General features: G+C 61.8%; 21 protein-coding genes. 13 read left to right on the forward strand and 8 right to left on the reverse strand.

Translation table 11 applies throughout. The features are described 5' to 3' along the window. The first annotated feature begins 262 nt into the window (after positions 1-262). The gene (locus HHL24_RS14720) at positions 263-1,261 is read left to right on the forward strand and encodes a 2-hydroxyacid dehydrogenase (RefSeq protein ID WP_169486190.1); all 999 of its coding nucleotides are present in this window, start codon (positions 263-265) and stop codon (positions 1,259-1,261) included. A gap of 78 nt (positions 1,262-1,339) precedes the next feature. Here HHL24_RS14720 and HHL24_RS14725 read toward each other — a convergent pair whose 3' ends face one another. After that, a complete protein-coding gene (locus HHL24_RS14725; protein ID WP_169486191.1) occupies positions 1,340-1,981 on the reverse strand; it encodes a plasmid fertility inhibition factor family protein in 642 nt (213 codons plus the stop codon). A gap of 76 nt (positions 1,982-2,057) precedes the next feature. Here HHL24_RS14725 and HHL24_RS14730 point away from each other — a divergent pair, with 76 nt between their 5' ends. The 7 genes from HHL24_RS14730 to HHL24_RS14760 all read left to right on the forward strand — a co-directional run bounded on the left by HHL24_RS14730 (position 2,058) and on the right by HHL24_RS14760 (position 9,475). Further along, positions 2,058-2,882 carry a crotonase/enoyl-CoA hydratase family protein gene (locus tag HHL24_RS14730; protein WP_169486192.1) on the forward strand — a complete coding sequence of 275 codons (825 nt, stop codon included), beginning with the start codon at positions 2,058-2,060 and terminating at the stop codon, positions 2,880-2,882. A 240-nt stretch (positions 2,883-3,122) separates the two neighbouring features. Beyond that, positions 3,123-4,289, forward strand: a complete 1,167-nt coding sequence (locus HHL24_RS14735; RefSeq protein ID WP_169486193.1) for an MFS transporter — start codon at positions 3,123-3,125, stop codon at positions 4,287-4,289. Between the two features lie 85 nt (positions 4,290-4,374). Continuing rightward, positions 4,375-5,538, forward strand: a complete 1,164-nt coding sequence (locus HHL24_RS14740) for an MFS transporter (protein ID WP_329606654.1) — start codon at positions 4,375-4,377, stop codon at positions 5,536-5,538. A gap of 135 nt (positions 5,539-5,673) precedes the next feature. Next, entirely contained in the window at positions 5,674-6,492 is an 819-nt protein-coding gene (locus tag HHL24_RS14745; protein ID WP_169486195.1) for a serine O-acetyltransferase, read from the forward strand. Positions 6,493-6,510: 18 nt separating this feature from the next. Then, complete coding sequence (locus HHL24_RS14750; RefSeq protein ID WP_169486196.1) at positions 6,511-7,317, forward strand: alanyl-tRNA editing protein; 807 nt, start codon at positions 6,511-6,513, stop codon at positions 7,315-7,317. Beyond that, positions 7,314-8,543 (forward strand): MFS transporter, encoded by a 1,230-nt coding sequence (locus HHL24_RS14755; protein WP_169486197.1) that lies wholly within the window; start codon positions 7,314-7,316, stop codon positions 8,541-8,543. The genes HHL24_RS14750 and HHL24_RS14755 overlap by 4 nt, the downstream gene beginning before the upstream one ends. Next, positions 8,540-9,475 (forward strand): PLP-dependent cysteine synthase family protein, encoded by a 936-nt coding sequence (locus HHL24_RS14760; protein WP_169486198.1) that lies wholly within the window; start codon positions 8,540-8,542, stop codon positions 9,473-9,475. Before HHL24_RS14755 ends, HHL24_RS14760 begins: the two co-directional genes overlap by 4 nt. 137 nt (positions 9,476-9,612) lie before the next feature. Here the strand turns inward: HHL24_RS14760 and fahA are convergent, their stop codons facing one another. From fahA to HHL24_RS14775, 3 genes are read right to left on the reverse strand one after another with little or no spacing between them, the layout of a single operon-like run. Next, complete coding sequence (fahA, locus tag HHL24_RS14765) at positions 9,613-10,941, reverse strand: fumarylacetoacetase (RefSeq protein ID WP_169486199.1); 1,329 nt, start codon at positions 10,939-10,941, stop codon at positions 9,613-9,615. Continuing rightward, positions 10,938-12,284 (reverse strand): homogentisate 1,2-dioxygenase, encoded by a 1,347-nt coding sequence (hmgA, locus tag HHL24_RS14770; protein ID WP_169486200.1) that lies wholly within the window; start codon positions 12,282-12,284, stop codon positions 10,938-10,940. The genes fahA and hmgA overlap by 4 nt, the downstream gene beginning before the upstream one ends. 47 nt (positions 12,285-12,331) lie before the next feature. After that, on the reverse strand, positions 12,332-13,696 hold the full coding sequence (locus HHL24_RS14775; protein WP_169486201.1) for an MFS transporter: 1,365 nt from the start codon (positions 13,694-13,696) through the stop codon (positions 12,332-12,334). A gap of 343 nt (positions 13,697-14,039) precedes the next feature. Here HHL24_RS14775 and HHL24_RS14780 point away from each other — a divergent pair, with 343 nt between their 5' ends. Beyond that, a complete protein-coding gene (locus HHL24_RS14780) occupies positions 14,040-14,873 on the forward strand; it encodes an EAL domain-containing protein (RefSeq protein WP_169486274.1) in 834 nt (277 codons plus the stop codon). 39 nt (positions 14,874-14,912) lie between these two features. Here the strand turns inward: HHL24_RS14780 and HHL24_RS14785 are convergent, their stop codons facing one another. Next, the gene (locus tag HHL24_RS14785; protein WP_169486202.1) at positions 14,913-15,698 is read right to left on the reverse strand and encodes an IclR family transcriptional regulator; all 786 of its coding nucleotides are present in this window, start codon (positions 15,696-15,698) and stop codon (positions 14,913-14,915) included. Between the two features lie 104 nt (positions 15,699-15,802). On the opposite strand from HHL24_RS14785, the gene HHL24_RS14790 reads away from it, so the two are divergent. Next, positions 15,803-16,993: an acyl-CoA dehydrogenase gene (locus HHL24_RS14790; protein WP_169486203.1), complete on the forward strand. Its 1,191-nt coding sequence runs from the start codon at positions 15,803-15,805 to the stop codon at positions 16,991-16,993. 154 nt (positions 16,994-17,147) lie between these two features. On the opposite strand, the gene HHL24_RS14795 is transcribed toward HHL24_RS14790, so the two are convergent. Next, a complete protein-coding gene (locus HHL24_RS14795) occupies positions 17,148-17,786 on the reverse strand; it encodes a peroxiredoxin (RefSeq protein WP_169486204.1) in 639 nt (212 codons plus the stop codon). Positions 17,787-18,129: 343 nt separating this feature from the next. Here HHL24_RS14795 and HHL24_RS14800 point away from each other — a divergent pair, with 343 nt between their 5' ends. The 3 genes from HHL24_RS14800 to HHL24_RS14810 all read left to right on the forward strand — a co-directional run bounded on the left by HHL24_RS14800 (position 18,130) and on the right by HHL24_RS14810 (position 19,572). Further along, positions 18,130-18,432 (forward strand): DUF883 family protein, encoded by a 303-nt coding sequence (locus HHL24_RS14800; RefSeq protein ID WP_007179108.1) that lies wholly within the window; start codon positions 18,130-18,132, stop codon positions 18,430-18,432. A 148-nt stretch (positions 18,433-18,580) separates the two neighbouring features. Beyond that, positions 18,581-18,967, forward strand: coding sequence for a phage holin family protein (locus HHL24_RS14805; protein ID WP_169486205.1), 387 nt, complete (start codon positions 18,581-18,583; stop codon positions 18,965-18,967). A gap of 125 nt (positions 18,968-19,092) precedes the next feature. Next, positions 19,093-19,572: a DUF3318 domain-containing protein gene (locus tag HHL24_RS14810; RefSeq protein WP_169486206.1), complete on the forward strand. Its 480-nt coding sequence runs from the start codon at positions 19,093-19,095 to the stop codon at positions 19,570-19,572. Positions 19,573-19,657: 85 nt separating this feature from the next. On the opposite strand, the gene HHL24_RS14815 is transcribed toward HHL24_RS14810, so the two are convergent. Both HHL24_RS14815 and HHL24_RS14820 read right to left on the reverse strand, forming a co-directional pair. Continuing rightward, positions 19,658-20,089: a type IV pilin protein gene (locus HHL24_RS14815; RefSeq protein WP_169486207.1), complete on the reverse strand. Its 432-nt coding sequence runs from the start codon at positions 20,087-20,089 to the stop codon at positions 19,658-19,660. Positions 20,090-20,099: 10 nt separating this feature from the next. Continuing rightward, entirely contained in the window at positions 20,100-20,546 is a 447-nt protein-coding gene (locus tag HHL24_RS14820) for a pilus assembly PilX family protein (RefSeq protein ID WP_169486208.1), read from the reverse strand. Positions 20,547-20,586: the final 40 nt, after the last annotated feature.

The following is a 20,586-nucleotide window of genomic DNA, read 5'->3' on the forward strand; positions in this document are numbered from 1 at the left end:
CAATTTTCAACACGATATGTTCATGCATTTTTGAGACTTCTTTTTTAAAAAATATTGTAGTTCGGCATCGCCGTCAATATGATTTTGAATTGCGGACGTTTTCACTACGCAAAAGATGATCTTTAGTAAAGGTCGAAATGGTTTTTGGATCGCGCATCGCAAGCGGCGGAAATTACCACAAAGCGCCGATATACTGACCTGCCCGCATGCTGCGCCGTGACTCGATATTCGCCACGGCGGCACGCTTTCTCTGGAGCCATTCATGCGCATGATCCTGTTCAGCAGCCGCCAATACGACAGCGACACGTTCGCCGAGGCCAACGGCACGCATCGCTATGAACTGCACTTCCAGGAATCGCACCTCGATGTCGAAACCGCGGTCCTGGCGCGGGGCTATGAAGTGGTCTGCCCGTTCGTCAACGACAACGTCGACGCCGCGGTGCTGGAGCGCCTCCATGCCGGCGGCACGCGCATGATCGCGCTGCGCTCGGCGGGCTTCAATCACGTCGACCTGGCTGCGGCCGAGCGCCTCGGCATGACAGTTGCCCGGGTGCCGGCCTACTCGCCGCACGCGGTTGCCGAACATGCGGTTGGCCTGATTCTGGCGCTGAACCGGCGTTTGCCGCGCGCGGTCGCGCGCACGCGTGAAGGCGATTTCTCGCTGCACGGGCTGCTCGGCTTCGACCTGCACGGCAAGACGGTGGGCGTGATCGGCACCGGCATGATCGGCCGCGTGTTCGGCCGCATCATGGCGGGCTTCGGCATGCAGGTGCTCGCCCATGATCCCGGCACACCGGCCGAGGATCTGCTCGCGCTCGGTGCGCGCTACGTGCCGCTCGACACGCTGCTGGCTGAAAGCGACGTCGTCAGCCTGCATTGTCCGTTGGTGTCCGGCACATACCATCTGATCGACGGGTCCGCGCTCGCGAAAATGAAGCGTGGCGCGATGCTGATCAATACCGGGCGCGGCGGCCTTGTCGAAAGCAATGCGCTGATCGGCGCGTTGAAGGACGGCCAGCTCGGCCATCTCGGGCTCGACGTGTACGAGGAAGAAGGCGGCCTCTTTTTCGAGGACCACTCGAACCTGCCGTTGCAGGACGACGTACTGGCACGTCTGTTGATGTTCCCGAACGTGATCGTCACCGCGCACCAGGCATTCTTCACGCGCGAGGCGATGAACGAGATCGCGCAGACCACGCTCGATAACGTCGCGGCATGGCAGGCCGGCACGCCGCGCAATGTCGTGCAGGCGCGCGGCTAGCCAGGCCTCCTCCCATTGCCCGTCCCGGCATTGATAGTGCGAGCGGGGAGTCGTCCTACACCCCGCCTCGCATCTGCTTCACCGGGGCGGACTGTCGCCGGCCACCGCATCCGCGCCGCCATCCACCGTGGTCGGGCGGATCGCCGTGCGGGCGTCGTCCGCTGCGCCGCACATCTCACGCAGCAAGGCCGCCTCGCGCTCGTGCACTTCCACCGGAAACCAGCGCGCGCCCGCATCGGCCAGATAGCGCGCGCGATGCTGTCCGTTGCGAAACGCCACCACGCCTTCGCGCTCGAGACCGAACCAGCCCAGCAGACCCGGTGCGCGACGCGCGGAGATCGTCACGTACGGCATCTGCGGGATGCGCGGGTTGTCCGGATCGAGAAACTCGCGAATGCCACGCACCTTGCCCGCATGCCATTCGGCAACCGGCTTCAGCACGTAATCGGTGTTGTCGCGATCCGCGCATTCCAGCAGCTTGCGCACGTCGACCATGACCACTTGATGGCGCGTACCGTCAGCCACGAAGACGCGTTTCAGGCGCACATGGTCGTACCATGGATGTTCATGCAGGGGCACGGTCCAGACCGTCTCGGCAGAGGCCGGCACGGCTGCGGGCGATGAATTGGACAAGGGCAAAGGCAGGCTCGATAAGCCAGCAAAAAAACGCCAGCGCGTTAAGAGAGCGCTAACGCTACGAGCCGATTGTGAAAGTTGCATGACAACCAACGCTATTAATCGCACTGCATGAGCACCCGGCCCGAGTGACCGGACGCAAACCTTTACGGACACAACGATGATAACCACGCAAAATTTAAATGAACACGTGCGCATCGAAGCCAATGAGGACACCGGCGTCGCCACTATCGTGCTCGAACGGCCCGCGCGGCGTAACGCCGTCGACCGCCCTACCGCGGATGCGCTCAGCGCCGCCTTCCGTCGCTTCGAAGCGGAGCCGGCATGGCGCGCGGCCGTGCTGTTCGGCGCGGGCGGCACTTTCTGCGCCGGCGCGGATCTCACCGCGCTCGCCGACGAGACCCGCCGCAATGAACTGCACGCCGACGGCAGCGGTGCTGGCCCGATGGGGCCGACGCGCATGAGCTTCAACAAACCGGTGATCGCCGCGATTGCCGGGTATGCGGTCGCGGGTGGCCTCGAACTGGCCGCGATGTGCGATCTGCGCGTCGTCGAAGAAGATGCCGTGCTTGGCGTGTTCTGCCGGCGCATCGGGATTCCGCTGATCGATGGCGGCACGATCCGTTTGCCGCGTCTGATCGGGCTGTCGCGGGCGCTCGACCTGATTCTGACCGGCCGCGCGGTGGACGCGCAGGAAGCGCTCGGCTTCGGTCTCGCCAACCGTGTCGTGCGCAAGGGCGAAGCCCGGTCGGCGGCGGAACGGTTGGCCGCTGAACTGGCGGCCTTTCCGCAGGCGGCGCTGCTGGCGGACCGCCGCTCCGCGTTGGAAAACAGCACGCTAGAGGATCTCGCTCTCGCGCTGCGGCGAGAAAGCGCCGGCGGCTATCAGGCGGTATTCGACGAGGGCGTTACAGGCGCCGCACGTTTCGCCGACGGCGCCGGCCGTCATGGCAATACTTTCAAGTCAGACGAAAGCGCGCCGTAAAACAATGCCATTCGGCTGGAACGGTGAACGGGAAGGCGGCACGGCAAAGCGGCGCTTCAAAGCACACTCCAAGGTAGCTTTCAGCGAAAAACAACAACCGGCGTGACGCTCAGCAAGGGTGTTTTGACTTAGGTAGAATCCCCTACTGCTTTCCCCTCGCATGGCGCATGCGTTCTCGCCCCGAAAAATGCGCGCCTGCCGCACGACGCTTCCCGTCGCGCCGATTCACGCTCCGTCACCATGCCTTTACCTCTGCTCGCCCTCGCCGTTGCCGCTTTTGGAATCGGTACCACTGAATTCGTGATCATGGGGCTGCTGCCCGATGTCGCGCGCGATCTGTCCGTGTCGATCCCGGCGGCCGGCATGCTGGTGTCGGCTTATGCGCTCGGCGTCACCATCGGCGCGCCGATCGTCGCGATCGCCGTGGCCAACATGCCGCGCAAGAAGGCGTTGATGAGCCTGATCGGCGTGTTTATCGTCGGCAATCTGCTGTGCGCGATCGCGCCAGGCTACGCGGTGCTGATGGCCGCGCGCATCGTCACGGCGTTTTGCCATGGTGCGTTCTTCGGCATCGGTTCGGTGGTCGCGGCCGGTCTGGTCGCGCCGAACCGCCGCGCGCAGGCGATTGCGCTGATGTTCACCGGCTTGACGCTCGCCAACGTGCTCGGCGTGCCGCTCGGCACCGCGCTCGGTCAGGCGGTGGGCTGGCGCGCCACCTTCTGGGCGGTCACGGGCATCGGCATCCTCGCTGCGCTCGCGCTCGCGGTATGCCTGCCGGCGAAGATTGAAATGCAGAAGGCGAGCCTCGTGCGCGAGTTCAGCGTGCTGAAGAACCCGCAAGTGCTGATGGTGCTCGGCATCAGCGTGCTCGCGTCGGCCAGCCTGTTTTCCACCTTCACCTATATCACGCCGATTCTCGAAGACGTGAGCGGTTTCACGCCGCACGCGGTCACGTTCGTGCTGTTGCTGTTCGGCCTCGGCTTGACGGTGGGCAGCACGCTCGGCGGCAAGCTCGCGGACTGGCGGCTGATGCCCTCGCTGGTTGCGTTTCTGCTGGCGATCGTCGTGATCCTGACCATTTTCGCCGGCACGATGCACGCTGAGATCCCGGCCATGATCACGATCTTCGTGTGGGGCATTCTGGCCTTCGCGATCGTGCCGCCGCTGCAAATGTTGATCGTCGACCGCGCGAGCCATGCGCCGAATCTGGCCTCGACCCTGAATCAAGGCGCGTTCAACCTCGGCAATGCAACGGGTGCGTGGCTCGGCGGCATGGCGATCGGCGCAGGCGCGCCACTCACCACGCTGCCGTGGGTCGGCGTGGCGATTTCGATCGGTGCGCTAGCGCTGACGCTGTGGTCGGTGTCGATCGACCGGCGCGCGCAACGGATGGCGGTGGCGGGGTAGACCCTTTCCGCGCTTATGCCCGTTGGTTGAAGCTGCGACGGAATGGTCGATCGCTTGGGGTGAGACCGTAGTAGCATCTCGCCCGATGAAAGTCATTCTCACGCGCGATTTCCTCGCTCTCATTCTCAGCGTCGCCGTGGTCGGACTCGGCAGCGGCGCCACGCTTCCGCTCACCGCCCTCGCGCTCACGCAAGCTGGCTACGGTACCGACGTGGTCGGCCTGCTGACCGCCGCGCAAGCGGGCGGCGGCCTTATCGTCGTGCCGGTGGCAGCCTGGATTGCGGCGCGCTTCGGCGGCCGCCAGGTGATCGTCGGCGCGGTGCTGGTGGTTGCGCTGGCAACCGCGCTGATGCAACTCACCTCGAACCTGTGGCTATGGGCGGTGCTGCGCGTGATGTGCGGCGCGGCGCTGATGCTGCTCTTCACCATCGGCGAAGCATGGGTCAACCAACTCGCCGACGACGCCACGCGCGGCCGCGTCGTCGCGATCTACGCAACCAACTTCACGCTGTTCCAGATGGCCGGCCCGGTGCTGGTGAGCCAGATCGACGACTTCATACACTGGCGTTTCCTGATCTGCGGCGCGATCTTCCTGCTGGCTTTGCCGGCGCTCGCCAGCATCCGCAAGACACCGCAAGCGTCGGAGGATGAACACGCCGCTCACGGCAGCTGGCGCCATGTGTTGCCGCAGATGCCCGCACTCGTGATCGGCACGGGGTTTTTCGCGTTGTTCGACACGATCGCGCTGTCGCTGCTGCCGCTCTTCGCGATGTCGCATGGCATCACGAGCGAAGTGGCCGTGCTGTTCGCGTCAGCCCTTCTGCTCGGCGATACGACGATGCAGTTTCCGATCGGCTGGCTCGCCGACCGGCTTGGCCGCGAACGCGTGCATATCGGCTGCGGTTTGATCGTCGTGGTGTTGCTGCCGTTCCTGCCTTGGGCGATTACGTCGCCGTGGCTGTGCTGGCCACTGTTGTATGTGCTCGGCGCGGCGGCTGGGGCGATCTATACGCTGTCGCTGGTCGCCTGCGGCGAGCGGTTTCGCGGCGTCGCGCTGGTGTCGGCGAGTTCGCTGGTGGGGGCGTCGTGGAGCGCGGCCAGTTTCGGTGGGCCGTTGGTGGCTGGGGCGTTGATGAAGGGAGTAGGCAACGATGCGATGGTGGGGGTGCTGCTCGCCGGGGCAGTGGCATTTCTGGCGGCGGTTGGATGGGAGCGGCGACGGAGCCTTGCGCGGGGAATGGTTAGATAGGCGGTGAACAGCGGCACCCCTGCCCCCGTTGAGGGGGAACTCAACGCTCAGTCATTTTGGGAAATTTCTCACAACAAAATCGTGGCAGAGTCAGGCACACTCATCCATACGCATTCCTATATAAATTAAGAAAGTATGAGAGATGTCTTAGTTTCAGCTGGAGATTCTGAAGCGCTGCGACCCATTCGTCTTGCTTCGCAGGGAACCAGAGAAGTATCGGTCGCAGACGGTGATGCAGACGATCGGGTCGGCCACGCAAGCTCGGAATCGTACCAAGCCGTAGCCACGCTGCTGCGGGCCGCTTTGATGGAGTGCACGCCGCCCAAGCTGACCAGGGCGATTCTGGCGCATCCCTGCTTTACCCACGCCTGCAATGTCGCCCACGAAGATCTGCATGCATTCGTTTCCAAAGACCCTGCCCAGCGAGGCTCATGGCATGCCACGCTAGCAGGATCCACGTCATACAAAGCGACGCTGCATTACCGCCTCGCCCACGCGTTGCTGACTATCAACAGTCTCGACACCTTCTCACGCCAGGAATGGGAAGCCTACGCCTCGCTCATCTGTAATCGCGGCAAGCTTCTGTCCGGTGCAGAAATTCATCCCCGCAGCGAAATCGGCCGGCGATTCATTCTTGACCACGGCTGGGGAGTAGTCATCGGCGAGACCAGCGTGATCGGCGACGATTGCTACATGCTTGGCGGCGTCACGTTAGGGGCAGCGGGTATCGCCGGCAATTCGTCCGTGAAGCGCCATCCCACGCTGGGTGATCGCGTACAGATCGGCGCATTCGCGCGCATTTTCGGCAACATTCATGTCGGAAACGATGTCTTCATCGGCACCCATTGCTGTGTCACGCACAGCATTGCGTCAGGTTCAATAGTAACGCTTCGGTCAGAGACACAAGTCGTTCGTGATGGGGCGGCCCCACACGCGCCAGACCGAACATTCTAAGGCGAGGTTACTCACTCCATGCTTTCATTCCCAAGGTCGACCGAAAAACTCTATTATTCGGACACCTTCTTATATCAGACTGATTCGCTCGTTTCAAAGGTCGGCAACAACTATGTTGAACTGGCTGCCACCGTCGCCTATCCCGAAGGTGGCGGCCAGGAGGCCGACATGGGCACATTGACGTTATCTGACGGCAGGGCAATTCGGTTCATTCACGCGCGGAAGATGTACGGGCAACGAGCGAACATCGCCGGCTTCCCTGATATTCAAACAGGCGGGGTCGTCGAACACGTGATTCATCCCGACGACGTTCAGCATCTCGCGAGCCTGCGTACGGGCGACGCCGTGCAGATTGGCATCGACCGCATCCGCAGAGCACAGTTGTCCTTGAGCCACACGGCGTCGCACCTGCTGTATCTGGGCGTCGGACAAATTCGATCCGACGCGCTCGCGTGGACACTCGGTTGCCATATTCGCCCCGATGGAGCGCGTTTCGATTTCGGGGTTAGCCGGCGCTTTACATCCGAGGAAGTGCAAGCCATCGAGCAGATCGCCAATGATTTCGTCACCCGCGGCAGCACGGTTCTGACTTACGCACACCCCGATCATATCGACGCGCGATATTGGGCATGCGAAGGCAACGTCATCCCGTGCGGCGGCACGCACATCGGTGACACGGCTCCGATCGGACGCATAGCCGTTCGCCGCAAGAGCATGGGCACGGGCAAAGAACGCCTGTCGTGTCAATTCGACGAAGCACGCTTCAATGTCGCGTCGTTCCACGCAGGCTCGTGTGGCATTGCTTCAGGCGGAGAGCCGTCATGAAACGCGTTCTCGCCACGCCACATCCGGCCTCGATCGGACTCGGCAAACTGCCCGGCACAACCTACCTTTTGACGCTCTGCCAGGCTATGAACCTGACAGCCGCCGTGGTGTCCGTCACGATTGCCGCGCTAGTCGGCGGCAAGCTCGCGCCGAACCACGCGTGGGCCACGGTGCCATACGGCTGCCAGTTTGCAGCGGTCGCGCTCGCCACGTATCCCGCCGCGACCTTCATGCGTCGTTACGGGCGGAAAAATGGCTTTCTGCTCGGCGCAATCTGTCTCATAGCGGCCGGCTGCGTTGGCTACGACGCCGTTAGGCACGCCAGCTTTGCGCAACTGGTCGTCGCACACGCGTTGCTTGGAGTCTATGTAGCGTTCGCGAACTTCTACCGCTTTGCCGCCGTTGACGGACTCGCACCCGAGATGCGGCCCAAAGGCGTCTCGCTTGTCGTGGCCGGCGGGATCATCGCCGCAATCAGCGGCCCGTTTCTGTCGATCGGTCTGCGCGATGTCAGCGGTTTTGCGACCTTCTCCTTGTGCTACGCATCCTTTGTTTTGCTCGGACTAGCCACCATCGCGCTCATCGCGCTCTGGCGCCCGGCTGCGGCGGCGGCCACTGGCGTGCAGCCGGTCGAGGCGGGCTCCGTCATGAGTCTTGCACCCATCATCGTCGCAATCGTCGCGTCGGCGCTCAGCTACTTCATCATGAATATGCTGATGGTTCAAGCGTCGCTGCTGATGGAGTCAATGTGCGTGTCATTTGACATGAGTTCCCTGGCGATCCAGGGACACGTCATCGCCATGTTCGCGCCATCCTTCGTGACCGGCACGATTCTGATCCGCGCAGGCCACCGCAATACGCTGCTCGCTGGTTATGCGTTGCTGGCCGGCTCAGCGGTGTTGGGTATTTGGGGTTCGGGTCTGAGCGCGGTCGTCGCCGGCCTGATCATGCTCGGCGTGGGCTGGAATTTCGGCTACGTCGGCGGTGGTGCGCTGTTGGCCTATACGCTAACCGAGCATAATCGCCACCGCATGCAGGGCATTAACGACTCCATTATCGCAATCTTCGCAACGGCGGGTGCGTTTTCCCCGGCCCCGCTGCAGGCCTGGATCGGTTGGCAGAACACCAACCTGCTCTGCCTGGCGCTGTGCCTGGCCGCAGCCTGTCTGACATGGATCTGCATGCGAGAGACCCGGTCGACTGTGGGCGAGGCGCTTCGAACATGACGCTGAAGCTGGTTGACAGACTTCGGCCGGCCTGCATCCCCGTCGACACGCAAGCTGGCCCCGCCACACCGCTTCGCGAAGTGCGCCCCGGTTTGCTCGTCAAGTTCGAATGCGACAACCCGGGCGGCAGCCACAAAGTGCGGGCGGCCCGCTTTATCGTTCGGCATGCGATCGCCAACGGCAACATTGTTCCTGGCCAGACCACGGTGATCGAAAAGACCGGAGGCAACTTCGGCTTTGGACTCGCGATCGCATGTCACACGCACGGCGTCGGTGTCGAACTTGCGGTCGGGTTGGGATTCAGCGCCGTCAAACGCCGCTGCCTCGAACTATTCGGCGTTCGTCTCATTGGCCTCGAGATGCTCGAACGAGGCGCTACGCCGCGCGAGGTCGTGGAATGGCATCTACTCCACGCGGAAGAGCGTGAGCGAAGCTACTTCTACACCGATCAGTTTCGCAATGCTGCAAACGTCGCCGCGCATGAATTTGAAACCGGACCCGAGATTACCGCGCAACTCAAGGCATGGCCTCAAGTGAAGAAGTTGACCTTTGTGGCATGTGCGGGAACCGGGGCGAGTCTGGTCGGCATCACCAAAGCGCTTCAGTCGGCAGGGTATGCGGTCGCGGTCGTGCTGGTGGAACCGCAAGGATGCGACTCGCGCAACGGCATCTTTACCGATCACAAGCTCGAAGGAATGGCGGTAGGCGTCACACCGCCGTTTCTCGACTGGAGTCTGATTGACGACATCCGGACCGTGTCATTTGAAGAAGTGGTGGAGACGCGCAAAGTCTTCGCACGGACATCGGGCTTTCTCGCGGGCAATACTGCTGCCGCATGCCTTTACGTGGCGAACGCACTGGCGCGCGGCGCTACAGACGATCACAAAATTCTGTCGATTCTCTACGACCACGGCCTTTGGTACGTTCGCTAGCTTATAGGCCAGCTTCCCGAATGAGCAAGGCGCATCAAAGGAAAAGGCCGGCGTCGTTGAACTGCGCCCCAAAAGTCGGATCTCTGCCCAACTTGTTGCAGTTCACGTTCGCCGGCCTTCCGCCTAAGCTCGCAGTTTTAGCGCTGCGCCGGCAGAATCTCCCCGACACATGTGCCGAAGCCCACGCGGTACCCATCACCCTGGCACCAGCCAGCCAGCGTCAGTTCGTCGCCGTCTTCGATAAACCCACGTGTGCCGCCTTCCTTCAATTCCAACGGATTCTTGCCGTTCCATGTGGACTCGAGCAGGCTGCCGCACGAGTCTGCCGTCGGGCCGCTGATCGTCCCAGAACCCATCAGATCCCCAACTCGCGTATTGCAGCCCGATACCGTGTGATGCGCGAGCTGTTGCGCCATCGTCCAGTACATGTGCTTGAAGTTGGTCCGCGAGATGGTGGTGGCCTGCTTGGCTTTTTGCGGCCGCAGCGTCACTTCCAACGAAATATCGAACGCGTGCTTGCCTTCGTGGCGCAAGTACGCCAACGGTTGCGGCTCCTGCGCCGGCTGCTCTACGCGGAACGGTTCGAGCGCCTCGAGCGTCACGATCCACGGCGAGATTGTGGTCGCGAATGTCTTCGCGTTGAACGGACCGAGCGGTACGTATTCCCATTGCTGAATATCGCGCGCACTCCAGTCGTTTAACAGCACCATGCCGAAGATGTGCGCCTCGGCATCGGCACAGGCAATCGGCTCGCCCAGTGCATTGCCGCCACCGATCACGAAACCCGTCTCAAGTTCGATATCCAGCTTGCGGCATGCGCCGAACACCGGACGTTCCTGATCCGGCAGTTTCAACTGACCGTTGGGCCGGCGCACCGGCGTCCCGCTCACCACCACCGACGATGCGCGGCCGTTGTAACCGATCGGCATCTCCGACCAATTCGGCAACAGCGCATTCTTCGGATCGCGGAACATCGAGCCGACGTTCGTTGCATGCTCCTTCGACGAATAGAAATCGGTGTAACCCGGGATTTGCACGGGCAGATGCAGTTGCGCATCGGACTGACGCACCAGTGCTTTCGAACGCAAGGCGGCGTCGTCGCGCAAGGTCGCGGTGTCACGCGTCAGCAGATTGCTCAGCTGGATGCGCACGCTGCGCCATGCATCGCGGCCGAGCGAGATGAAATCGTTGAGGGTGTCCTGCTCAAACGCCCGGTCCTTCGCCGCAATCAATGGGTCGGCCGCGGCGATCGGGAGTTTGAGCAAGTCGGCAGACTTGAGGACACTCAGATCGACGATCTCGTCGCCAATCGCTACGCCCACGCGCCGCGCGCCGTTGGTCTTATCGCTGAAAATACCGAACGGCAGATTCTGGATCGAAAAATCGTTGGTCGAGTCGTTCGCCGACTCGACCCAGCTCTTGCGCGACGGATCGAGCGTCGCCTGAAGATCGCTCAAAGCGTTCATCGTTGCTCCGGGTTGAAGTGTTTCTTAAGACCTTGCCAGCACTCGTAGTAATGCGCCTGCAGTTGCGCCGTTTCGAGCGCGAAACGGGTCGGCTTGATCAGCGTGCGCGTTTCGAACATGAAGGCCATCGTGTCGCCGACTTTCTTCGGCGTGGTCGTATCGCTATGTGACGCTTTCTCGAAGGTGTCCGCGTCCGGCCCATGGCCCGACATGCAGTTATGCAGACTCGCGCCGCCCGGCACGAAGCCCTCGGCCTTCGCGTCATACACGCCGTGCACGAGGCCCATGAATTCGCTCGCGACATTGCGATGGAACCAGGGTGGACGGAACGTATCTTCGGCCGCGAGCCAGCGCGGCGGGAAAATCACGAAGTCGATCGTGTCGACGCCCGGCGTATCGCTTTGCGATTGCAACACCAGGAAAATCGACGGGTCCGGATGGTCGAAGCTGATCGATCCAATCGTGTTGAAGCGGCGCAGATCGTATTTGTACGGCGCGTAATTGCCGTGCCACGCGACCACGTCGAGCGGCGAATGACCGATATCCGCGCGCCACAGGTTGCCGTTCATTTTGGCGACGAGTTCGAAGTCGCCTTCGCGGTCTTCATACGCGGCATGCGGCGTGAGGAAATCGCGCGGATTGGCAAGGCCGTTCGAGCCGATCGGGCCGAGATCCGGCAGACGCAGCAGCGCGCCGAAGTTCTCGCAGATATAACCGCGCGCGGTGCCGTCCGGCAGGCTTACCGCGAAGCGCACGCCGCGCGGGATCACGGCGATCTCGAACGGCTCGACATCGAGTTGGCCCATTTCGGTGGCGATATGCAGGCGGCCTTCCTGCGGCACGATCAGCAATTCACCATCTGCGCTGTAGAAGAAGCGGTCCTTCATCGAACGATTCGCTGCGTACAGGTGGATCGCGCAGCCGTTCATCGCTTCGGCCGACCCGTTGCCCGCCATCGTCACCCAGCCGTCCACGAAGTCGGTCGGCTCGACGGGCGTCGGCAATGCATCCCAGCGCAACTGGTTGGGCGGCGTCGGCGGCACCTCGGCGAAGTTGGCGACGAGCCGGTCCGACGGTAGCTGCGTGAATGGCTTGTGAACTGCCGCCGGACGAATCCGGTACAGCCACGAACGGCGGTTATGTCCACGCGGCGCAGTGAATGCGGTGCCCGACAGTTGTTCGGCGTACAAGCCATAAGCCGCGCGTTGCGGCGAATTGCGGCCTTCGGGCAGCGCGCCCGGCAAGGCCTCCGTGGCGAATTCGTTGGCGAAGCCCGACTGATAGCCCGGCTCGATTTCGAGCCGCGAGCTAGCGGTATTCGGTGTGCGGGTTGGGGTATCCATGCAAGGTTCTCCGTTAATACTTGATCTGTCGGCGTGAGCTATCTATCTCAGGCCGTCCGCGGCTCGGATGGGCTGCCGCGTTGACGTGTCGCCGCCGCTAGCGCGATCACCAGCAGCGCGGAGCACAGCACCGGCACTGCGGCCGCATGAAACAGCGATTCGTTCGACCAGTTCAGCGCGATCAGCTGTCCACCGACCAGCGGCCCGATCACCGAACCGATGCGTCCAATACCCAGGCTCCAGCCGATGCCGGTGGAGCGCACCGTGGTCGGATAAAAATGGCCGGCCAGCGCGTTGACCGCCGGCTGTCCGCCGACCACGCAGAAGCCGCCCGCGAACACGACAAGCAACAGCCACGGCAGCGCATGCGCCACCGTACCGATGGTGCCGACCGCCAGCGCCGCGCCCGCGAAACACACGAACAGCACGCGCACAAAACCAAACCGCTCGATGAACCAGCCGAGCAACAAGGTGCCGACCACGCCGCCGGTTTGCAGCACCGTGCCGACGATCACCGCCGTGCCCGGCGAATAACCGGCATCGCGCATCACAGTGGGCAGCCAGTTCGACAGGAAGTAAAGATCGATCAGGTTCATGAAGCTGATCGACCACAGAATCAGCGTCACAGGGCCACGGCCCGCACGGAACAGTTCAGCGACCGGTGCGCCGCCGTTGCCCTTCTCACGCACGACAACACGCGTGTTCGCATCGATCGGCAGCGTCGGATCGAACTTTGCGAGCCAGCGCAACGCGCGATCGCTGCGTCCTTTGAGAACGAGGAATTGCAGCGACTCCGGCAACGCCGCCAGCATCGCGAACGCGAGCAGCAAAGGCATCGCGCCGCCCACCCAGAAAACCGCGCGCCAGCCGTACGCCGGAATCAGCGCGGCACTGATGAAACCACCTAAAGCCGCGCCCAGCGTGAAGCCGCATGACACCAGCATCATGCGCTTGACGCGATGCGCGGGAGTGGAGAACTCGCCCACCAGCGCCATCGCGTTCGGCATGATGCAGCCGAGCCCGAGGCCGGTGATGAAGCGCAGCGTGATCAATGCGGGGATCGTCGCGACGAAGGGCGTGGCCAGCATCGACAACGCGAAGAAAAACGTCGCGCCGATCAATACCGGACGCCGCCCAATGCGATCAGCCAGCACCGACAAACTCAACGCGCCCAGCAACATGCCAAACAGACTGGCGCTGAACACGGGCCCGAGCGCCGCCTTCGAGACATGCCATTCACCGATCACGCTCGGCGCGACGTAGCCCATCGCTTGCGCGTCGAAGCCGTCGATCATGAGGCACAGCCCGCATAGCACGAGCAGCATCAACTGAAATGCGGGGTGATGCGTTTCGCCGAGCACGCGCTCGACTTCGATCACATTGGCGGCGGCCGCGGCCGGTTTGGCACTCATTGGGGCGTCCCCTCTTCCTGACTGGATTGTTCGGTCGCGGCGCGGGTTCAGCCGGCGATCAGGAAACGCGCCTTTTCCCGCGAAGGAAACATAGACGCAACCGCCATCGCAGCCGCGCTGCAATTTACGTATAGTAAAACCAATTACGAATAGTGAAATTAACGTATACCCTGAAAACTAGTCGCGAAAACCCTGGCAGCCCGTGGCGACAAGCGTTCGGCCGATAACGTTATGAGCATTTTGTTCAAGTGCGCGTGGCGCGGACTGCTACCATCAGTGGATGACGCAACCGAGTCGCGTTGCCGAGCGCCGAGTGCGCACCTACCGACATCCATTCGCCTACATGATTCCGCCGACCATCCCCAACCTGATTGCCCGCGCCGCCGATCACCCGTTTCTCGGCGAACATCTGGTGATGGGAACAGGCGTGCATAGCGAGATCGCGCTGGCGCAGTTTGGCGGCGTCGAGCTCGCCAGCGCCTATGAGCCGATCTTCGATATCAGCGTGCATGCGTTGGCGCAGTCGTTGTCGTCGGGCGCCGAAGGCGTGGATCGGTTCGGCGATGAGCTCGGGTTTCAGGCGGTCACGCAGCGCCTCGACGGCGCGCCCTTTGATGCCTTCGATCCGTTCGACCGTATCGCCGACGATCAGGAACTGGTCGCGCTAGACCGCATGTCGCGCGCGCTGCACGCGATCAATTTCTTCGGTGCGCAGCGTCACGGACTACTGTTTCTGCGCGTGCACGAGCGCCTGCTCAAGAGCGTCAAGTACGACCACGGCCGGCATTTCTCGAGCGTGCTGGTGTCGTTCGGATTGAATCCATCGCGAGTGGTCATCGAGTTGCCGGCGGCAGCGGTCGCGCATAAGACATTCCTCGGCTATCTGACCAAGAGTTATCAGCGCTACGGCTTCAAGGTGGCGGGGAATCTTTCGAACGCGGGGCAGATTCTGTCGGTATCCGAAACGGCGCGGCTCGACTTCATCAAGATGGATGCGGCGATCGCGTTGCGCGATGCGATGGTAAAGCCGCTAGTCGGCTATGCGAGCCGGCTGCGGATTCCGCTGATCTTCAATCGGGTGGTGGATGAGCCGCAGTTCGACGCGTTGCAACAGTACGATGTGCGCTTCGTGCAAGGGCCGTTGTTCAACGCGCATTATCATGATCGTGCGGTGTGATTAAGAGTTAGCTTGGGTTTGGTTTGGCCGCCAAGCGCTTTAAGCGGTATCCCCCAGGCGGCGCGCCAGCGCCTTCAGGCGGGGGGCCACGTTTTCCCGAAACACATCCTCCCCCATCGACGACGCCGGCCCGCTGCAACTCAGCACCAGCCAACGACCTTCGCGTGGCTCGCGAAACGGCACCGCGACTGCGTTCACGTCATCGTGCCACGCGCGGAACGAATAGCAGCAGCGCTCCCGCGCGAAGGCTTCGATTTCCTTTTCGGCGTCTGCCAGCAACGCAGCGCCCTCTTTGCCCGCGGCCTTCTTAAGCTCGGCCAGCAATGCGGCGCGCACGTCCAACGGCTGCACCGCCAGATACGCGCGCCCCATCGAACTCGTCAGCATCGACAGTTTTGAGCCGGAGGCGAGTCCGAGGGTCAGCGCGGTTTCGCTGCGGATCGTCTCCAGATAAATCATGTCGAGGCCGTCACGGCATCCGAGCGACACCGCCGCGCCTACTTCGCGGGCGAAGGTGCGCATATGCGGACGCGCGAGTTCGAGCGTGTCGGTGCCCGAGAGCAGCGCGAAACCTAGCGACAGCACGCCGGCGTCGAGCGCATATTTACCCAGGGTTTCGTCGAGCCGCAGATAGCCGAGCACAGTCAGCGTGTAAGCCAGACGGTTGACGGTCGCCTTCGGCAAACCCGTGCGTTCGACGAAATCGCGATTGCCGAGCATCGTTTCGCCCGGCTTGAACGCGCGCAGCAAGTCCAGCCCACGTGCGAGGGCAACGACAAATTTGCGCTCGTCGAGCGGGTCGGAGAGAGTAGATATGGGCGTCATGGGGTGGTACACTCGGACGTGGTTTGCAAAACATTGTTTCGCATAGCGGAACTTAAGTCAAGCTCAAACGAGTTTTAGCCAAGCAAGGAATCAGGAGATACGTCATGGCAGAGGCCGCGCAGTTTCACTGGGAAGACCCGCTGCTGCTGGATCAGCAGCTCACCGAAGACGAACGCATGGTGCGCGACGCCGCCGCCGCTTACTCGCAGGACAAGCTGCAGCCGCGCGTACTCGAAGCGTTCCGTCACGAGAAGACCGACATCGAGGTCTTCCGCGAGATGGGCGAACTCGGCCTGCTCGGCCCGACGATTCCCGAGCAATACGGCGGCCCCGGTCTGAACTACGTGGCGTATGGTCTGATCGCGCGTGAAGTGGAGCGCGTCGACTCCGGCTACCGGTCGATGATGTCGGTGCAGTCGTCGCTCGTCATGGTGCCCATCTACGAATTCGGCTCGGAAGCGCAAAAGCAGAAGTACCTGCCGAAGCTCGCCACCGGCGAATGGATCGGCTGCTTCGGCCTGACCGAACCGAACCACGGCTCCGATCCGGGCAGCATGGTCACGCGGGCGAAAAAGGTCGATGGCGGTTATTCGCTGTCGGGCTCGAAGATGTGGATCACCAATTCGCCGATCGCCGACGTGTTCGTCGTGTGGGCGAAGCTCGAAGAGAACGGCAAGGATTCGATCCGCGGCTTCATTCTCGAGAAGGGATGGAAAGGGCTGTCGGCGCCGACCATCCATAGCAAGGTGGGTCTGCGCGCGTCGATCACCGGCGAAATCGTGCTCGACGAAGTGTTCGTGCCGGAAGAGAACCGCTTCCCCGAAGTCAGCGGCTTGCGCGGTCCCTTCACGTGCCTGAACTCGGCGCGCTACGGTATTGCCTGGGGCGCGCTCGGCGCGGCTGAAGCATGCTGGCACACCGCGCGTCAATACGTGCTGGATCGCAAGCAGTTCGGCCGGCCGCTCGCCGCGAACCAGTTGATCCAGAAAAAGCTCGCCGACATGCAAACCGAAATCACACTCGGCCTGCAAGGCGTGCTGCGCCTCGGCCGGATGAAGGACGAAGGCACTGCCGCCGTCGAGATCACGTCAATCATGAAGCGCAATTCGTGCGGCAAGGCGCTGGACATTGCACGGCTCGCGCGTGACATGCTCGGCGGTAACGGTATCTCGGACGAGTTCGGCATCGCGCGGCATCTGGTCAATCTGGAAGTCGTGAACACGTATGAGGGTACGCACGACATTCACGCGCTGATTCTCGGGCGCGCCCAAACAGGCATTCAGGCGTTTTTCTGATGCGCTGATTGTCTTGATGGCGGCGTTTCGTCTTGGCCGCCGGATGGAAAAAGTGGGACAGCAGGAAAGGAAAAGGCCGGTTCTTTTGAACCGGCCTTTTTTCGTTGCGGCGCCGCGTTGAAGCTAACGGCGCGCTTCATGACACATCAGCCGCTTACTTGTTCGGCTGCGGCGTCAAACGCAGGTACGGGCGGAGCGCCTTGTAGCCCTTCGGGAATTTCTGCTTGATGACTTCTTCGTCCTTCAACGACGGCACGATCACCACGTCTTCGCCCTGCTTCCAGTTGCCCGGCGTGGCTACCGAGTGGTTGTCGGTGAGTTGCAGCGAGTCGATCACGCGCAACACTTCATCAAAGTTACGCCCGGTGCTGGCCGGGTATGTAATGATCAAACGCACCTTCTTCTTCGGATCGATCACGAACAGCGACCTGACCGTGAAGGTTTCATTGGCGTTCGGGTGGATCATGTCGTACAGCTCAGAGACCTTGCGATCCCCGTCGGCGAGAATCGGAAAGCCGACATTGGCAGCTTGCGTCTCGTTGATGTCCTTGATCCATTCCTTGTGCGACTCGGCGCTATCGACCGACAACGCGATCGTCTTCACGTTGCGTTTTTCGAATTCGCCAGCCAGCTTCGCCGTCAAACCCAGTTCCGTCGTGCAGACCGGCGTGAAATCGGCAGGGTGCGAGAACAGCACGCCCCAACTATCGCCCAGCCATTCGTAGAACTTGATGCGGCCGACACTCGACTCCTGTTCGAAATCCGGTGCGATATCGCCAAGACGTAGACTCATAGTGCATGCTCCTAGGTTGTATTCGGACATTCTGCGCGAGCATTCGCCCGCGACGGCAAGCAAAAATACAGCATAAGGGAGTGACGGTACACAACGAACCAACATCGCGTCACTACGTTATGCGTTTTTGTAATTTTCACCAATTTAGTGGAAACTTTGCGGGACAGATCAACTCCATCTTAGGCGAACTTTGCCGCACGGTGCCGCAAACGTGGAGTTTTAAGGCTCTGCTTCAACCGGGAACGGTTCGTGCATTCGTTTTCATAAATCGAGCACTGCGCTCGCCAGCGGCCGTTTCTTTGGTTACGATTCACGCGTGGCGTGAGACGAAGGGGAGCTGTCAATGTCGGAAATCAACAAGGAGAGATTGATGTCGGATATCAAAACCGTCCTCGCGGACGCTGAAGATTTGCTGAAACAGGCCGCGAGCGCCACGGGCGAGCGCGCTTCGGAACTGCGTGAAACGGCGCTTACGCGCCTCAAGCAGGCTAAGGAAAAGGCGGCTGACGTGCAGGTCGTGGTGGTCGAGAAAGGCAAGAAGGCCGCACGGGCCACCGACGATTACGTGCATGAGCATCCGTGGGCATCCATCGGCATCGCCGCGGGCGCCGGTGTACTGCTGGGGCTGTTGATCAACCGCAAGTAACACTGCTGACACTGGTGACGCTGCCGGGGCGCATCGCTTCCGGCACACCAGCGAATCAAGTTGACCGGCGCACGTCTGGCCGGTCCGCTTCTCTTGGCGCGCTCCTTTTCGGGCGCCGGTTAGGCCTTCACGCGCAACGCCCAAAGCCATGACGATCGAAACACAATCGCAGCACGGCGAACATAGTCCGTTGCGCCGTATCATCGGATCCGTGTTTGCCATTTTGCAAACGCGGCTTGAACTGGTCGGCATCGAACTCGCCGAAGAAAAAGATCGTCTGCTCGGTGTGCTGTTCCTCGGCCTCGCCGCCATGATGCTCGCGACGATGGCCTTGATCGCATTGACGGCGCTGATCGCCATCGCGTTCTGGGACACCTACCGATGGCAGGCGCTCGCTGGCATCACAGCGGTTTATGCCATTGCGGGAATAGCCTGTGCACTGAAAGCGCGCAGCGGTTTGCGCAATGCCCCAATGGTGTTCGAGGCCACGCTTGCTGAGTTCGAAAAAGACCGCGACGTGTTCCGCAAACCGTGATACGGCAGGCGTAACGGGCCCATGGGCGTGCCTCAACCGCCCTGCGCCTTTGCAATACGTCGCAGACACCTCGAACGATTTGCAGCACTGTTTCACCGCCCCACTTCCACTGCCGCAGACACGCCATGAGCCAAACCCACTCCGATACCGCATTCCGCAACAAACGCTACCAGGCCAAAGATCTGAGTGCGCCGCATCTGCGAGCGCTGCGCAAGGAATTGCTGCTGGTGCGCGCGGACGTCGAACGCATGGAACTTGCTCAGGCGACCATCGAATTGCGGCAGGCCGTCACGCACTTCAGCTGGCTCAAATTCATTCTGCCAGGCTTCGGTGGCATGCGCGTGGGCCGCGGATCGAAAGCGAGCTTCCTTAACGCAGGGAGCATCGGTGCGCTTCTGAAACAATATCCGCTCATCAGTTCGATCGCTTCGCTTCTGTTGGCCAAACCACTGCGCGCGACTATTGCAGCGGGTGCAAAACCCGTGCTCAAATGGGGCAGCCTTGCGCTTGCGGGCTGGGAAGCGTATCGAATCTGGCAGCAGATGAAGCGCGATTCCGCCACGTCTGCCGTCGACAAGGAAAGGGCTGTTGATAGCGGGTACTGAAGCACGGCACAAGAACGTCTTTTACACGTCATTGCGTTTTGATTCCCTGGTCGGCTCAAGTCGGCTCGTTCGCTTGTAGCATTCCCTAGCTCGTATTCCAGCACTCGCCGCTAGCCGGCGCTGTGCCGTTTGCACCGTTTCTATTGCCTCGCAACCCTGTCGCGTCCAGCGTGAAAGTGCCGCAAGCATCGTCGCGCATAGGGCCGATTTCAGTTGGCACTGCTTCTACCGAATAGCCACCATTTGCGTCGTCTGCCGGCAGCACTTGCAACCGGTAGATCGGCGTGCCAAATTGCGGCGCCTGATCCAGACCCGGCGGAAGTGTCGCGGTGCCATCGCTCGCCGCTCCCTCGACAAATTGCGCTGCCCGAAAAAGGGCGGACGCCGCGTCGATCCTATGTGTTCGCGCGACATGGCTCCGGTATGAGGGCACGGCAAACACGACCAGCGTGGCAGCTATCGCCAGCGCGATCATCAACTCCAGTAGCGTAAATGCGGATGTATGCCGCCTCCTCATGAACCTCCCGTCAAAATGGGCGTGCGGCGACGCGACGCCAATGGCGCTCGATTTGCTCACCTGCGATCACGAGTTCCATCTGCAACCACACCTGCGACTCTTTGGTCCGGCCGAAGCCACGTGAAGTCAACAAATAGGCTCGGGCATCGGCGCGAGTGCCCAGACGCCACGCTTCGATCAAACATTGCGGCGCACGCAGCGACCCGGGCCATTGCGCGACAGGCGCAACGGCGCCGGCTTCAAAAGCGGCTTCGTGCTTCCATTGCGTCGGCTCGCCGGGTGAGAGCGACGCCACGGGCTGCGGTTCGAAAGCTGCCGCAGCGGCCGCGCTCCGGGCGCATAAGGTCAGCGCCGAATCCGCAGCATGAAATGCCTGCAAATAGTCGCGCACGTTGCTGGCGCCGCGCGCCGCTGCAAGCGATGTTTCGAACCAGGCTGCGGAGGTGGTCAACATCATCGCGGAAATCAGCAGGACGATCGGCAGGACAGTACCGCGA

It is taken from the genome of Paraburkholderia polaris (assembly GCF_012927345.1).
In the GTDB taxonomy this organism is placed as follows: Bacteria; Pseudomonadota; Gammaproteobacteria; order Burkholderiales; family Burkholderiaceae; genus Paraburkholderia; species Paraburkholderia polaris.